The organism is Acidimicrobiales bacterium (assembly GCA_022452145.1).
Lineage (GTDB): Bacteria > Actinomycetota > Acidimicrobiia > Acidimicrobiales > MedAcidi-G1 > UBA9410.
In genome coordinates, this window is the sequence record JAKURY010000006.1 from 56,094 (window position 1) to 71,316 (window position 15,223).

Annotated in this window: 12 protein-coding genes and 2 pseudogenes; all 14 read right to left on the reverse strand. The window is 70.1% G+C overall.

Translation table 11 applies throughout. The features are described 5' to 3' along the window. Positions 1–91 precede the first annotated feature (91 nt). On the reverse strand, positions 92–379 hold the full coding sequence (locus tag MK177_03500) for a hypothetical protein (GenBank protein MCH2426383.1): 288 nt from the start codon (positions 377–379) through the stop codon (positions 92–94). Beyond that, positions 379–816 (reverse strand): hypothetical protein, encoded by a 438-nt coding sequence (locus MK177_03505; protein ID MCH2426384.1) that lies wholly within the window; start codon positions 814–816, stop codon positions 379–381. Before MK177_03505 ends, MK177_03500 begins: the two co-directional genes overlap by 1 nt. Before the next feature lie 94 nt (positions 817–910). Beyond that, positions 911–2,182 (reverse strand): annotated as a pseudogene (locus MK177_03510) (replication-associated recombination protein A). Positions 2,183–2,197: 15 nt separating this feature from the next. Then, positions 2,198–3,937, reverse strand: a complete 1,740-nt coding sequence (aspS, locus tag MK177_03515; protein ID MCH2426385.1) for an aspartate--tRNA ligase — start codon at positions 3,935–3,937, stop codon at positions 2,198–2,200. Continuing rightward, entirely contained in the window at positions 3,934–5,193 is a 1,260-nt protein-coding gene (hisS, locus tag MK177_03520; protein ID MCH2426386.1) for a histidine--tRNA ligase, read from the reverse strand. Before hisS ends, aspS begins: the two co-directional genes overlap by 4 nt. 86 nt (positions 5,194–5,279) lie before the next feature. After that, positions 5,280–7,499 (reverse strand): bifunctional (p)ppGpp synthetase/guanosine-3',5'-bis(diphosphate) 3'-pyrophosphohydrolase, encoded by a 2,220-nt coding sequence (locus MK177_03525; protein ID MCH2426387.1) that lies wholly within the window; start codon positions 7,497–7,499, stop codon positions 5,280–5,282. 217 nt (positions 7,500–7,716) lie between these two features. Further along, positions 7,717–8,823 carry a protein translocase subunit SecF gene (secF, locus tag MK177_03530; protein MCH2426388.1) on the reverse strand — a complete coding sequence of 369 codons (1,107 nt, stop codon included), beginning with the start codon at positions 8,821–8,823 and terminating at the stop codon, positions 7,717–7,719. After that, positions 8,820–10,322 carry a protein translocase subunit SecD gene (gene secD, locus MK177_03535; GenBank protein ID MCH2426389.1) on the reverse strand — a complete coding sequence of 501 codons (1,503 nt, stop codon included), beginning with the start codon at positions 10,320–10,322 and terminating at the stop codon, positions 8,820–8,822. Before secD ends, secF begins: the two co-directional genes overlap by 4 nt. A gap of 32 nt (positions 10,323–10,354) precedes the next feature. Continuing rightward, positions 10,355–10,666 carry a preprotein translocase subunit YajC gene (gene yajC, locus MK177_03540; protein ID MCH2426390.1) on the reverse strand — a complete coding sequence of 104 codons (312 nt, stop codon included), beginning with the start codon at positions 10,664–10,666 and terminating at the stop codon, positions 10,355–10,357. 109 nt (positions 10,667–10,775) lie between these two features. Continuing rightward, positions 10,776–11,885 carry a tRNA guanosine(34) transglycosylase Tgt gene (tgt, locus tag MK177_03545; GenBank protein ID MCH2426391.1) on the reverse strand — a complete coding sequence of 370 codons (1,110 nt, stop codon included), beginning with the start codon at positions 11,883–11,885 and terminating at the stop codon, positions 10,776–10,778. 43 nt (positions 11,886–11,928) lie between these two features. Further along, on the reverse strand, positions 11,929–12,948 hold the full coding sequence (gene queA / locus MK177_03550; GenBank protein MCH2426392.1) for a tRNA preQ1(34) S-adenosylmethionine ribosyltransferase-isomerase QueA: 1,020 nt from the start codon (positions 12,946–12,948) through the stop codon (positions 11,929–11,931). 79 nt (positions 12,949–13,027) lie between these two features. Beyond that, the gene (gene ruvB, locus MK177_03555) at positions 13,028–14,068 is read right to left on the reverse strand and encodes a Holliday junction branch migration DNA helicase RuvB (GenBank protein MCH2426393.1); all 1,041 of its coding nucleotides are present in this window, start codon (positions 14,066–14,068) and stop codon (positions 13,028–13,030) included. Between the two features lie 12 nt (positions 14,069–14,080). After that, positions 14,081–14,611, reverse strand: coding sequence for a Holliday junction branch migration protein RuvA (locus tag MK177_03560; GenBank protein MCH2426394.1), 531 nt, complete (start codon positions 14,609–14,611; stop codon positions 14,081–14,083). A gap of 176 nt (positions 14,612–14,787) precedes the next feature. Further along, a pseudogene (locus tag MK177_03565) lies at positions 14,788–15,186 on the reverse strand (crossover junction endodeoxyribonuclease RuvC). Positions 15,187–15,223: the final 37 nt, after the last annotated feature.

Genomic DNA, 15,223 nt, shown 5'->3' on the forward strand with positions numbered 1-15,223 from the left:
CGGCCCATCCTAGGGATCGCCCTACGTGATGCCGGACAGGTCACGCAACCTGGTCTGGAAAGCGGCAGGCAGGGTGCCGAACACGACCGGGTCAGCGCATGGATCGGAGGGGCCGGTGCCTGCGATGGGCGCCGTACTCGTGGTCCAGGGCGCTGCGGGTACGGCCCACCTCGGCCCGACCGTCCCGGGTCGCCTCGGAGAACTCGCCGGCGATCCGCCGGACGCTGCGGAGCATCGCCGTGCCCTGGTCGGCCACCTCGCGACGCAGGTGCTCGGGCGTGTACCGCTCCACGCCACGGCGGACCCGGCGTCGGAGCCAGACCGACGAGGCGGTACCGATGAGCCAGCCGCCGAGCAGCCAGACGAGGCGCCTGCGCATCAGGCGGCACCATCCCGTCGCCTATCGGACCTGATCTCGATCGCCGCGGCCTCGACCACCGGGTCATCGCCGCTGCGCTCCGAGGTGCGGCCCCCAAGTCGCCGCACGAACCGGCCGAATCCGGCCGCGACCGAGGCGACCCCGATGAGAGGCGGTGAGAACGCCCGGTAGGTCAACCGGGAAGCCGCGTCCATCGTGGTCGAGATGTCCTCGGCAGTGTCCAGCAGGTCGTCCACCCGGTCCAGGCCGGACGTGGCGTGGTCCACCGCCCTGCGCAGGTCGGCCACCAGGGGCACGGCCTGTTCCCGGAGCACGTCGACGGTCTCCCGCAGGGTGCGCAGCGTCCTAACCAGCGAGAACACGGCAACCACCAGGACGGCGATCGCCGCCAGGCACACCACGGCGACCAGCACCGCCGCCAGGTCAGCTGCGTCCATCGTGTCCTGCTCCTCCGTCGGCCCGCGGTCGGTCGGCCATCCGGTCGGCGACCTCGCGCTCGTAGCCGTGTGGCGACGGATCGTAGTAGACGTTGCCCTCCACCTCGTCCGGCCGGTGGCGCTGGTCCACCCAGCCCTCGGGGTGGTCGTGGGGGTAGTCGTAGCCCGTGCCGTGGCCCAACTGGGCCGCCCCCCTGTAGTGGGCGTCGCGCAGGTGCATGGGGACCTCACCGGCCCCGGACGACCTGGCGTCGACCTCTGCCCTACCGAGGGCCACGGTGACCCGGTTCGACTTCGGGGCGGTCGCCAGGTGGACGACGGCCTGGGCCAGGTTCAACTTCGCCTCGGGCAGGCCCACGAACTCGACGGCCCGGGCCGCTGCGTCGGCGACGACCATCGCCATCGGATCCGCCATCCCGACGTCCTCGCTGGCCAGGATCACCAGCCGACGGGCGATGAACCGGGCGTCCTCCCCGGCGTCCAACATCCGGGCCAGCCAGTAGAGGCCTGCGTCCACGTCCGATCCCCGGATGCTCTTGATGAATGCGCTGATCACGTCGAAGTGGTCGTCGCGCCCGTAGCGCAGGGCCTTGGTGCCAAGTGCCGCCTCGGCGTCGCCCACCGTGACCCGGTCCTCTCCCCGACCGACGGCCAGGGCCGCGGCCACCTCGAGGCTGGTGAGGGCGTGGCGACCGTCTCCGGCCGCCCGATCGACCAGGAGGTCCAGGGCGTCGTCGTCGGCGGTCACCTCCTCGGCCTCCATGCCCCGATCCAGGAGGCTCCGCACCGCCCCGGGGTCCAGCGGTTCGAGGCGGAACAGGGTGGACCGCGAGAGCAACGGTGGGTTCACCTCGAAGAACGGGTTCTCGGTGGTGGCGCCGATGAGGACCAGCAGGCCGGACTCCACCGACGGAAGGAGGGCATCCTGCTGGGCCTTGTTGAACCGGTGGACCTCGTCCAGGAACAGGATGGTGCCGACGTCCCGTTCGCCCAGTCGGGCCTCAGCCCGGGCCACCAGCTCCCGTACGTCCCTGACGCTGGCGTTGACCGCCGAGAGCTCGGAGAACTCCTGGGCGGTGACGCGGGCGATGAGGCGTGCCACCGAGGTCTTGCCGGTGCCCGGCGGGCCCCAGAGGATCACCGAGGAGAGTCGGTCGGACTCGATGAGTTGGCGGAGAGGCCTCCCCGGACCCAGCAGGTGGTCCTGGCCGACGATGTCGTCGATGCGGGTCGGACGCAACCGGTCGGCCAGCGGTGCCCGCCGTGCGAGGCGTTCTTCGGCAGCGCTGGCGAAGAGGTCCCCGGACACAGCGCGGAGGCTACCCGTCGCCCGGCGGCCGGCTGGTCGGCTGGCGCTGGCAGGCATCCAGCCCCCGGCCTGCTAGCTGATGGGCGGCAGGACCCGCAGTCCCAACTCCTCGAGCTGCAGGTCGTCGATCGGGGTGGGCGCGCCGGTCAGCGGATCGGCCCCCGACTGGGTCTTCGGGTAGGCGATCACCTCGCGGATGTTCTCCTCGCCTGCCAGGACCGCCGTGAGGCGGTCCATTCCGAAGGCGAACCCGGCGTGCGGCGGTGGACCGAACCGGAAGGCATCCAGCAGGAAGCCGAACTTGGCCTGGGCCTCCTCGGCCCCGATGCCCAGAATTGCGAATATCTGCTCCTGGATGTCGCGGCGGTGGATCCGCACGCTGCCGGAGCCCAACTCCCACCCGTTCAGCACCAGGTCGTAGGCCTGCGACCGAACTTCCAGCAGGTCGCCCCGCTCCAGGGCGTCCAGGTCGTCGGGGTGTGGCATGGTGAACGGGTGGTGGGCGGGAATCGGGTTCCCCGCCTCGTCCAGGCCCTCGAAGAGCGGAAAGTCGACGACCCACAGGAAGTGGAGGCCTCCCTCGGTAACCGGCGGACGGCCCAACTCGATGCGCAGCAGGCCCAGGATGTGCCGGGCGGCGCGGCGTTCGTCGGCCACGATGAGGATGAGGTCACCGACCTCGGCGTCCATCGTGCTGCTCAGGTCCGCCTGTTCGCCGTCGGTCAGGAACTTGGCGACCGGCGAGTTGAGGCCCTCGTTCAAGACCTTCATCCACACGAGGCCCTTGGCCCCCCACAGCCTGCACTGGTCGGTCAGGTCGTCCAACCGGTTGCGCGACGTCTCGGCACCACCGGGCACCCGGATGCCCTTCACGCAGGGAGCCTGGAACGCCCGGAACTCCGTGTCGGCGAACACCCCGGTCAACTCGACCAGCTCCATCCCGAACCGGATGTCGGGCTTGTCGGTCCCGAAGCGCTCCATTGCGTCAAGCCACGACATCCGGGGGATCTCGCCGGGACGCTCGCCTGTGACCGCCTCGGCAGCTGACGCCACCGCATGAGAGATGAACCCCAGGACGTCGTCCTGGGACACGAAGCTGGCCTCGGCATCGAGCTGCATGAACTCGAACTGGCGGTCGGCGCGGAGGTCCTCGTCGCGCAGGCAGCGGGCGATCTGGTAGTAGCGGTCCACGCCACCGACCATGCAGAGCTGCTTGAAGAGCTGTGGGCTCTGGGGAAGGGCATAGAAGGAGCCGGGTTCCTTGCGGGACGGCACGACGAAGTCGCGCGCTCCCTCCGGCGTGCTGGCGATGAGCATCGGGGTCTCGACCTCGATGAACCCCTGCTCCTCCATTGCGCCCCTCACGGCGCTGTTCACCCGCGCCCGCACCTCCAGGTTGCGCTGCAGCCGGGAACGCCGCAGGTCCAGGTAGCGGTGTCGGAGGCGGATCACCTCGTCGACGTCGGTGCGGTCGTCCAGCGGGAAGGGCAGCGGCTCCGAGGTCGACAGGACCGTGACCCCCGAGACGTCGATCTCGACGGCACCGGTCGGAAGCGAGTCGTTGGCGGTGTCGGCCGGGCGCCGCCGCACGGTGCCGGTCACCTGCAGGACGAACTCGCTGCGCAGGTCGTGGGCTCCGTCGATGACCAACTGCACCACGCCGCTGCGGTCCCGCAGGTCCACGAAGGCGAGGTGCTCACCGTGCTCGCGCCGACGGTCGACCCAACCGCAGAGGGTGACCTGGCGATCCACGTCATCGACCCGCAGGTCGCCACAGCGGTCGGTTCGCATGGAGGTGGAGTAGTCGGTCAACGCAGCCTCGCTCGCAGGGTGTCGATCATCGAATCCAGGGCGACGGTCTGCTGTCCGCCGTCACCCCTCAGGTCGCGGACGGTCACCGTGCCGGCCGCCAGCTCGTCGTCGCCGACGATCACCGCCATCGCCGCTCCGCTCCGATCGGCGGCCTTCATCTGGGCCTTCATGGACCGGTCGTCCCAGGCCCGGTCCGCCCGCAGGCCGGCGTTGCGGAGGTCGTCGGTGAGCACCACGGCCCGGTCGCCCCCGGTGGTATCGACCACGAAGACGTCTATCGCCGAGGTCGGGGCGTCGAAGACGCCCTCGGCGTCGCACGCCAGCAGGGTGCGGTCCACCCCGAGGGCGAAGCCCACTCCGGGCGTGGCCGGGGCGCCGAGGTCCTCGGCCAGGCCGTCGTAGCGTCCTCCGCCGCCGACGGCGTTCTGTGCGGCGTCCAGGGCCTCGGCTGCGAACTCGAAGGTGGTACGGACGTAGTAGTCCAGGCCGCGGACCAGGCGGGGCGACACGGTGAACGGCACGCCCAGGGCGCCGAGGGCGCCGGTAACCCGCCCGAAGTGTTCCGCCGCATCGTCCGACAGGTGATCCAGCATGCTGGGCGCTGCGGCCACCAGCTCGGCATCGGCCTCGCGCCGGGAGTCGAGTACTCGCAGCGGGTTGGCGACCAGCGTCGTCCGGGATTCCTCACTGAGGGCGCCCAGGTCGGCCGAGAAGTGGGCCCGCAGGGCCTCCACGTAGCGGGCCCGGTCGCCTGCGCTGCCGAGGGAGTTCACCGCCAGGGTGACCTGCCGCAAGCCGAGTCGTTCGTAGAACTGCCAGGCCAGGGCGATGACCTCAGCGTCCACGTGGGCGTCCTCCGGGCCGAGGACCTCCACGCCCACCTGGTCGAACTGCCGGAAGCGCCCCTTCTGGGCCCGCTCGTACCGGAAGTTGGGCCCCGCGTACCAGGCCTTCCACGGCACGGCGGGTCGGTGCTCGGCAAAGGCCCGCACCACCGAGGCCGTCTGTTCTGGACGCAGGGCGATCTTCCGACCGCCCCTGTCCTCGAAGGAGTACATCTCCTTGCGGACCACGTCCGTGGCCTGGCCGAGGCGTTGGAAGACCTCGACGTGCTCGAACATCGGCGGGATGACCTCCAGGTAGCCCGCTGAGGAGACCACGTCGGCGAAGACGTCGACCAGCGACCGCCACCGGGAGGAGTCGGGCCAGAGGATGTCGCGGGTGCCCTTGGGGGCACGGAAGACGTGGTCAGCCACAGCGATGGAGGCTACCGGGCCCTCTACGGCGCGGGCCGGGGCTCTCGCCGACGGGATGGGCGATCGCCCACCCCGTCGGGCGGCCCTCAGTCGCCACCGCCGCCGGGCACCACCCGGTGGACGTCGTAGACGGAGTCCACCTCGCGCAGCAGGCGCAACATCGCCTCCAGGTGTGTGGGGTCGCCGATCTCGAACTCGAAGCGCATGGTGGCCACCTGGTCGACTCCACTGGTCACCGTGCTCGTCGCTAGCACGTTCACGTGGTTGTCGGCCAGCACCCCGAATATGTCCCGCAGCAGTCGGGGTCGGTCCAGCGCCTTGATCTCCACCGACACCACGAAGTGGCCCGACGAGTCCTTGTCCCAGTCCACGTCGATCAGCCGGTCGGCCTGGTCGGCTGTCAACGACACGGCGTTGGCACAGTCGGAGCGGTGGACCGATACGCCCCGACCCCGGGTCACGAAGCCCATGATCTCGTCCGGTGGCACCGGCGTACAGCATCTCGACAGCCGCACCATCATGTCGTCGAGTCCCTCGACGTGGACGCCCACGGTGCCGGTGTCGCGGCGCGGACGTCGGGACCGGACGATCTCCGCTTCGACCTCGGCATCGGGCTCGAGTTCCTCCAGCGCCTTGACGACCCTCCCCACGACGGCCCGGGCCGAGACGTGGTGCTCGCCCACCGCGGCGTACAGGGTGTCCGGGTCGTGGTAGTTCATCGAGGCCGCCACCTCGGCCAGCTCGGGGCCGGCCAGCACATCGCGGACGGGAAGCCTGGCCCGGCGGAGCTCGGTGCTGAGCGCCTCGTATCCGGCATCGATGGCATCCGACCGTCGCTCCCGCGAGTACCAGTGCTTGATCTTGCTGGACGCCCGGTGAGTGGCCACGAACTGCAGCCAGTCCCGGCTGGGTCCTGCACCGGGCTGCTTGGAGGTGACGATCTCGACGGTGTCACCAGTGGTGAGGTGCGTCTCCAGGGGGACGAGACGACCGCCCACCTTGGCACCCACGCAGGTGTGCCCGACGTCGGTGTGGATGGCGTAGGCGAGGTCCACGGGCGTGGCACCGATGGGCAGGGTGATCACCTCTCCGTTCGGGGTGAAGACGTAGACCTCGTCCAGCTCGAGGTCGGTCTTGAGGTTGGCCATGAACGTGCCGGGATCCTCGGTCTCGGCCTGCCACTCCACGATGCGTCCCAGCCACGCCATCTCGTCCGATGGCGACTGGGCCTTGTAGTCCCAGTGGGCCGCCACCCCGTACTCGGCCCGGACGTCCATCTCGACCGTACGGACCTGGAACTCCACCTGCTTGCCCTGCGGGCCCACGACCGTCGTGTGCAACGACTGGTAGAGGTTGAACTTGGGCATGGCCACGTAGTCCTTGAACCGGCCCTGAACCGGCTTCCAGCTGGCGTGGATCGTGCCCAGGGCGGCATAGCAGTCCCGGACGCTGTCCACGATCACACGCACCCCGACCAGGTCGTGGATCTCGTCGAAGGACCGCCCCTTCACGATCATCTTCTCGTAGATGCTCCAGAGCTGCTTCGGACGGCCGGCCACCTTGCCGGCGATGCCCAGCTCGGCGAGACGGCCCTCCACCTCGCCGATCAACTGCGCCAGGTAGAGGTCGCGCTCCGGCGAACGGTCCTCGACCATCTGGTCGATCTGGCTGTACCTCTTCGGATGCAGCGTTGCCAGGGCCAGGTCCTGCAGCTGGTCCTTGACCTCCTGCATGCCCAGGCGGTTGGCCAACGGGGCGTAGATGTCGATGGTCTCCTGGGCCACCCGCTGCTGCTTGTGCTCCGGAAGGGCGGCCAGGGTGCGCATGTTGTGGAGGCGGTCGGCCAGCTTGATGATCAGGACACGGAGGTCCTTGGAGAGCGCCACCAGCATCTTGCGCATGCTGGCCGCCTGCTGCTCCTCCCTGGTGTCGAAGTGGAGCCGATCCAGTTTGGTCACCCCGTCGACGATGAGGCGGACGTCCGACCCGAAGTCCCGCTCCAGGTCTTCGAGGCTGACCGACGTGTCCTCCACGGCGTCGTGGAGCAGGGCGGCCGCGACCGTGACGTCGTCCAACCCCTGGCGGGCAACGATGGTGGCCACCGACATCGGATGGTTGATGTACGGCTCGCCCGACTTCCTGGTCTGTCCGACGTGGGCAACCAGGGCCACCGCATACGCCCGTTCTATGAGGGACGTGTCGGCACGCGGGTGCCGACTCCGGAACTCGGTGAGCAGCGCCGAGGTCTCCGCGACGGTCGCCCTGGGTCGGCGACGCCAGGGGAGGACCCGGGTCACCGTCGGCACGGCACGCTCCCCGATCGGCCCAGGTCATCCAGGTGGCCCACTCCGGCCGCGTGGCCAATCGGACCCACGTCGTCCATGTGGTCTACGAGGCTCATCGGAGCCACGACACCCATACAGCCAGCGCCGCCCACGTGGGGCACGGCAGCCTCATTCGCCCGACTCCCGCATCCCCCAACGGTAGTCGGCCACGGTTCGTCCCCTGAATGTCAGCAGCCGGTCAGCGCTTCTTCTTCTTGCGGGGCCGTGGCGGCACACCGCCGGCGGTGGTCGGGGCAATCGTCGGTCGGCGCTTCGCCGGCCCACCGGTCGGGCTCCTGAGCGGTGCCGCCCTGGAGTCGGAGACCGCCGCCTCCTGGCGTCCGATGACCCGCGTGGGACCGTCGGCCAGGCCACGGGCACTGACCTTGTCCGCGACCAGCCGCCAGCGCTCCTCGCGCTCCTTGAGGGAGGCCACGAGGGCCGACGCCAGGAAGAGCGAAGAATACGAGCCGACGAAGATGCCGACCAGGAGGGCCACCGCGAACTCCTGCAGGGTGGCGGCTCCCATGACCAGCGATCCGATCAGGAGCAACGACACCACCGGTATGGCCGAGGTGACGCTGGTGTTGATGGACCGCATCGCCACCCGGTTCAGGGACAGGTTCATCAGCTCCGTGTAGGTGTAGCGCTCGGTGGCACCCAGGCGTCCCACGATCTCCCGGACCTTGTCGTACACGACGATCGTGTCGTAGAGGGAGTAGCCCATGATGGTCAGGAAGGCGATGACGGTGGCCGGCGTGATCTCGAACTGCAGGACGGAGTAGACCCCGACGCTGAGCACGATGTCGTGGGCCACGGCGACCATCGCGCCGACGGCCATCTTCCACTCCAGGCGCATGGCGATGTAGAGCGCCACGACGACGAAGAACACCAGCAGGGCACGGACGGCCTTGTCGGTCACCTCGTCGCCCCAGGTGGGTCCGACCTGCTCGAAGGCCTCGACCGGGCCCAGCTCGGCGACGAGGACATCACGGATCTCGGCGGCACGGGTCGGGTCCTCGACGTCGGAGCGGATGAGGAGCAGCTCGCCGTCCACGATCTGGATCCGGGCGTCGGCGGCGTCGAGTCGTTCCATCACCCGACGGGCGTCGGCGACGCTGGTCCCCGGTGCACGCACCTCGAACGAGGTGCCACCCTCGAAGTCCAGGCCCAGGTTCAACCCACGCACGCCGAACGACGCCAGGCCGATCAGCACAGCCACCGTCGAGGCGATGAGGGCCCGACGCCACAGGCGCGGGAAGTCCACCGCCGACTCGCCCCGGTAGAGGCCACCCAGCGTGCTCACGCCCCGGCCCTCCGGAGGCTGCCGGCCGGAGCCGGCACGGCACCGCTGGCCGGCAGACCGAAGCGCTCGGGGTGCTCGGCGAACCACCGGGTGGTGGACAGCAGGCGGATCATCGGTCCCATGAAGAAGTAGGTGGCGACCAGGTCCAGGATGGTGGCCAACCCGAGGTAGAGGGCGAAGCCACGCACCGCTCCGACGGTGAGGTACCAGAGCAGGCCGGCGCCGATCAACGACGCCATGTCGGCCTTGACGATGGTGGAGTAGGCAATCGGGAAGGCCCGGTCAACCGACGAGCGGGCGGTCCGACCGTCCCGCACGTCTTCCTTGAGGTGCTCGAAGTACACGACGTTGGAGTCGACTGACACGCCTATGGCCACGACCATGCCCGTCACCCCGGCCAGGGTGAGTGCCAGCCCCGACTGGGTCCCCAGGTGGGCGATGATCGACCAGAGCAGGGCACCGGAGATGGCCAGGCTGGCCAGCGCCACCATGCCCAGTATCCGGTAGTAGCCGACTATGAACACGGCGACCAGCAGGAGGCCGATGAGGCCCGCTACGACGCCGGCCCGCAGGGAGTCCTCGCCGATCGTGGCCGACACCAGCCGGATGTTCTCCGGTTCCAGCTCTACGGGCAGGGCGCCGTAGCGCAGCGCCAGGGAGACGTCGTCGGCCTCGAGCTTCTCGAAGCCGCCGGAGATGAGGATGGCGTCCCGACGGAACTCGGGTGCCCGGATCGACGGGGCGGTCACGACCTGGCCGTCCAGGACGATGGCCAGGCGGCCGTTGGTGGCACCGTCCGGGCGGGGACACGCCGGGGTGCCGGAGAAGCAGAGGGCGGCGATGGCGTTGAAGCCGTCGATGCCTACCTGGCCCTCGTGGAGTTCCAGGCCGACCTGCCACTGGTAGTCGATGAACAGGGCGTCGGCGTCGCTGACCGCCTCGCCGGTGAGGAGGCTGGGGCCGAGCAGGTAGCGCTGGCCGGTGGGGTCGCCTCGCAGTCCCAGCACCACGAAGTCCTCGGGACGGTCGTCCTCGGGAAGGGTCAGGCCGGCGGGTCCCACGGCCGGTACCACCCCACCGGTGGCCACCGCCTGGCACGACGCGGGCGCCGCGGGCGCCGTGCCGGAGGCCGGCCGGGACGCTCCCCTGTCGGTGTACATGCGACAGACGGGCCGGAATCGCAGTTCGGCCGTGGTGCCGACCAGCGAGAGCGCCCGCTCCTGGTCGTCGACGCCGGGCAGCGACACCATCACACCGGTCTCGGTACGCGAGATCTCGGGCTCGGCCACGCCCAGGCCGTCGACCCGGTCGCGGATGATCTCGACCGCCTGGTCCAGCATCTCCTCGTCGGCGGGGCCGACCGCCGCCAGTCGGACCGACACGCCGCCCTGCAGGTCCAGGCCGAGCAGCGGCTCGTTGCGCCAGACGACCGTCATGACGGAGGCCGCGACGGTGAGCGCGACGATCCCGATCAGGAAGACGAGTTGGCGACGTGGCATGGCTGTGGCCGGTGGCGAATGCGTGGGTGGGCTCAGCCCACTATCGGGCCTTCGCCGGAATCGTCGCCGGAATCGTCGCCGGAGTCGGCCGTCGGCTCGTTGAAGCGACCGTCGACAGATCCGCGCAGAACCTTCAACTCGATGCCCTCGAAGACCTCCAGCCACAGGATGTCATCCTCGACCTCCTTGATCACGCCGAAGATCCCGGAGTTGAGGACGACCTCGTCGCCCGCCTGGACGGAGGCGACGAGCGCCTGCTGCGCCTTCACCTTCTTCTGCTGCGGTCGGATCATCAGTACGTACATGAGCCCGAAGATGAGGATGAGCGGGATGAAGCCAGACATGGTTCGAAGTCGTCCTTTGGGGGAAATCGGCCCTTGGGAGGGAATCGGTCAGCGACCATGGGACCGGTCGGGCGTGATCGCCGGACCCGGGAAGCCTAGGCCTTACCGGTCAGCCCCAGACGGCCAACGTCTCGAGCCGGAAGGACTCGAACCGGCCCTGGTCGATCGCCGCCCTCAGCCGGTCCACGAAGTCCAGCAGCCAGGCCAGGTTGTGGAGGGTGAGTAGACGACGACCGGTGGGCTCGTCGGTCAGCAGGAGGTGCCGCAGGTAGCCACGGGACCACCTGGTAGCCGGGCTGGCGGGGAACTCCGGATCCAGCGGTAGGTCGTCTGTGGCATACCGAGCGTTCCGGAGGTTAAGCCCCCCGTCGGTGGTCAGCACCGTGCCGTGGCGGGCGTGTCGGGTCGGCAGCACGCAGTCGAACATGTCGATGCCCCTGGACACCACCTCCACCAGGCCCGCCGGGTCCCCCAGCCCCATGAAGTACCGGGGCTGGTCGGACGGCAGCATGGACGTGACGACGGCCAGCGGTTCCAGCATCTCGTCGCGGGTCTCCCCCACGCTCATCCCCCCGACGGCGTAGCCGTCGAACTCCAGGGCCAGGGTGCGTTCCGTGCTCTCGGCCCGCAGCACCGGATCCACCCCGCCCTGCACGATGCCGAACTGGCACTGCCGTTCGGCGGCGTCCGGGTGGTCCAGGAATGCCCGACGTCCACGGGCCGCCCACGTTGCCGTCCTCTCGACCGCCCCACGCAGGATCCTGTCGGTGGCGGGCAGCGCAGGGCACACGTCCAGGACCATCTGGATGTCGGCTCCCAGGTCGGCCTGCACCGACGCCGCCCCCTCCGGGGTGAGCACGTGGGTGGACCCGTCGTAGGTCGACCTGAAGGTCGCCCCGGCATCGTCGACCTTCGGCTGCAACGAGAAGATCTGGTAGCCGCCGCTGTCGGTCAGCGTAAGGCCCTCCCAGCCTGCGAACGCCCCGAGCCCGCCCAGGTCCCGGACCACATCGGCCCCGGGCCGCAGCATCAGGTGGTACGTGTTGCCCAGCACAACCTCGACGCCCAGCTCCAGCAGGTCCGTCGAGGAGAGGTGGCGCACCGCCCCCCGGGTACCGACGGGCATGAAGCACGGCGTGGCGAACGACCCACCGGGGGTCTCAACCCGACCGGTCCGGGCCCCGCCGTCCACGGCACCGGTGGTGAACGTGGCTCTCATGACGGCCTGGCCCCCCCGACGTGGCTCTCCTGATGGCGTGGCCTCACGACCATTCCCCCGATCTGCCTGAACCGGACCTGGCTACGAGCATGGCGTCGCCGAACGACAGGAAGCGGTAGCCGTCGACCAGCGCCGTTTCGTAGAGGTCCCGCCAACGGGACCCGGCGAAGGCCTCGAGCATGACCAGCAGGCTGGAGCGCGGCAGGTGGAAGTTCGTCAGCAGCACGTCGACCACCATGAATTCGAAGGGTGGACGGATGAACAGGTCGGTCCGTCCATCCGGTCCGAAGCGGGCCGCCGACTCCAGGGCCCGGACGGTGGTGGTACCGACCGCGATGACCCGGTCGGCGTCCCTGCAGGCCTCCAAGGTGGCCTCGGGGACCGTGTAGTCCTCCCTGTGCATCCTGTGGTCGTCCAGGTCGTCCACGGTTACCGGGCGGAAGGTGTCCAGGCCCACCACCAGCTCCAGGGAACCGATACGCGCTCCTGCCTCCCGGCAGGCCTCCAGCACCTGGTGGGTCAGGTGGAGGCCGGCGGTCGGGGCGGCTGCAGACGCCGACCGACGGCTGTAGACCGTCTGGTACCGGTCGGGGTCGTCGAGGACCGTCGTCAGGTAGGGCGGTAGCGGCATCTCGCCACAGCGGTGGATGGCCTCCAGCACCGGGCCGTCGGCCTGAAGGCGGACGTGTCGGCGGCCCTCGCCGAGGTCCCTGCCGACCTCCACCGAGAAGCCGTCGTCCACCCTCAGCGTCGTCCCGTGGGACAGCTTCCGACTGGGCCGCACCAGGGCCTCCCAGGTGTGGTCGCCCTGCAGCGCACGCAGGAGGAGCACCTCGGCACTTCCGCCGGTCTCACGCCGGAACCTCAGTCGGGCCGGCAGCACCCTCGTGTCGTTGACGACCAGCACGTCTCCGGGTCCCACAATTGACGGCAGGTCGCTGACGGTGCGGTGCACCACCTCGTCGCCCAGGGCGTCGAGCAGGCGGGCCGACGAACGGTCCTCCAACGGCACCTGGGCTATCGCCGCGTCGGGAAGTTGGTAGGCGAAGTCGTCCGGGCCCATGCGCGGGCCAGCCTACGGCCGACGATGGGCCCGCTCAGGCCGTTCGGTCCGCGCAGCCAGTTCGGCCCGGCGGGTCCGGTCAGCCCTCGAACAGGGAGCCGGCCCCCCGGTTAGCCGCGGCGGGCCGGTCCATCCCCAGATGGTCGAAGGCGGCGGGCGTGGCCACCCGGCCCTTCGGGGTGCGGAGCAGCAGGCCCTGCTGGATGAGGAACGGCTCGTACACGTCCTCGACGGTGTCCTCTGGCTCGCTGACGCTGATGGACAGGGTCTTGAGGCCCACCGGCCCACCGTCGAACCGCCTGCACATGACCGAGAGGATCTCCCGGGAGGGCTTGTCCAAGCCCAGCGAGTCCACGCCGAAGAAGGCCAGGCCGTCGCGTGCCACCGGTCCGTCCACCACGCCGCTGCGCTCCACCTGGGCGAAGTCCCTGACCTGCCGGAGCAGGCGGTTGCCGATGCGGGGCGTGCCCCGGGACCGTCGGGCGATCTCGGCGGCCCCGTCCTCGTCTAGGTCGACCTTGAGGATCCCGGCGGCGCGCGTGACGATGGACTGCAGGTCGGCCGGCTCGTAGTAGTCCAGCCGGGTCGTCAACCCGAACCGGTCGCGCAGGGGCCCTGTGATGAGGCCGGTCCGCGTGGTCGCGCCCACCAGCGTGAACGGTGGGAGCTCGAGGCGGATCGACCGGGCGGCCGGCCCCTTGCCCAGGATGATGTCGAGGGCGAAGTCCTCCATCGCCGGGTAGAGCACCTCCTCGACTGCCCTGGCCAGTCGGTGGATCTCGTCGATGAACAGCACGTCACCGGGCTCCAGCTTGGTCAGGATGGCGGCCAGGTCGCCGGAGCGCTCGAGCGCCGGGCCCGAGGTGATGTGCATCTCGGCAGCCATCTCGGCGGCCACGATGTGGGCCAGGGTGGTCTTGCCGAGCCCCGGTGGTCCGGCGAACAGGAAGTGGTCGGCAGCCTGCCCCCGCCGCCGGGCCGCCTCCAGCATCACCCGCAGGTGACCCTTCAACTCCGCCTGGCCGACGAACTCGTCGAGGCGGCGTGGTCGCAGCCCGACCTCGACCGCCACCTCGTCGACGTCGGGATCCAGGTCTGCCGACAGGAGCTCCTCGCGCATGGTCGGTCCCCCCTATGCCCTGGCCAGCCGCTGGAGCGCCTCGCGCAACAGGACCGCCGGGTCGTCGCCCCCGAGGTCGACCAGCACGCCCCGGACCTCGTCGCTGGTGTAGCCGAGGCCACCTAGGGCCTCCTGGACCTCGGAGACAGCGGAACGACCTGCCCGCGGATCGTCGTCGGATGCCGGAACGCCGTCGATGGGCAGGTCGAGGGAGTTCTTGAGCTCGACGAGCAGGCGGGCGGCCGTCTTCTTGCCTACGCCCGGCACCAGGCACAGGGCAGCCAGGTCGTCGTCGGCCAGGACCCGGGCCAGCTCGACGGGGCCGTGCACGCCGAGTACCGACAGGGCCAGCGCCGGACCGACGCCGTGGGCCGAGAGGAGCGTCTCGAAGCAGGCCCGCTCGGCGCGCTCGAGGAAGCCGTAGAGGGTCTGGTCGACCTCCCTGATGTGGTGGTGCACGTGCAGGAAGACCTCGCTCCCGGTATCGCCGAGTCGGACCGCCGTGGTCGGCGTCACCACCACCCGGTAGCCGATGCCCGCCACCTCGACCAGGACCTCGCCCGGGTCGAAGCGCTCCAGGAGGCGACCCCGCAGCGAGCCGATCACCGGGCGACCGCCCTGGGATCGCCCCGGTTCGACCGGCGGCCGGGCGGAACCACGGCAAGGTGGCAGAGGGCCACGGCCACCGCGTCGGCGGCGTCCACGGGACGTAGCGGCGTGGAGATCCCTAGCTGGGTACGGACCATCTGCTCCATCTGGTCCTTGTCTGCGCCTCCCCATCCGGCCACCGCCGACTTGACCTCGTTCGGCGAGTAGAGGGCCACCTCACAACCGGCGGCGGCGGCCTCGGCCATCACCACGCCGGAGGCCTGGCCGGTCTGCATGGCCGTGCCGACGTTCACCTGGAACAGCACGCGCTCGATGGCCACCTCGTCGGGCCGGTACTCCTCGATCAGCGCCCGGACCTCCCCCTGCAACTCGGCGAGGCGACGGGCCACGTCGGCCTCCGGTGAGGTCCGGACCACCCCGGCGGCCTCGGCGCGGAGCCTCCGGCCGTTGCGCGAAACGACGCCGTAGCCGCACCGGGTGAGGCCGGGGTCGATACCCAGAACGAACATGTGTACGACTCTAGCGGTGGTCGCCCCGGAGGTCGGT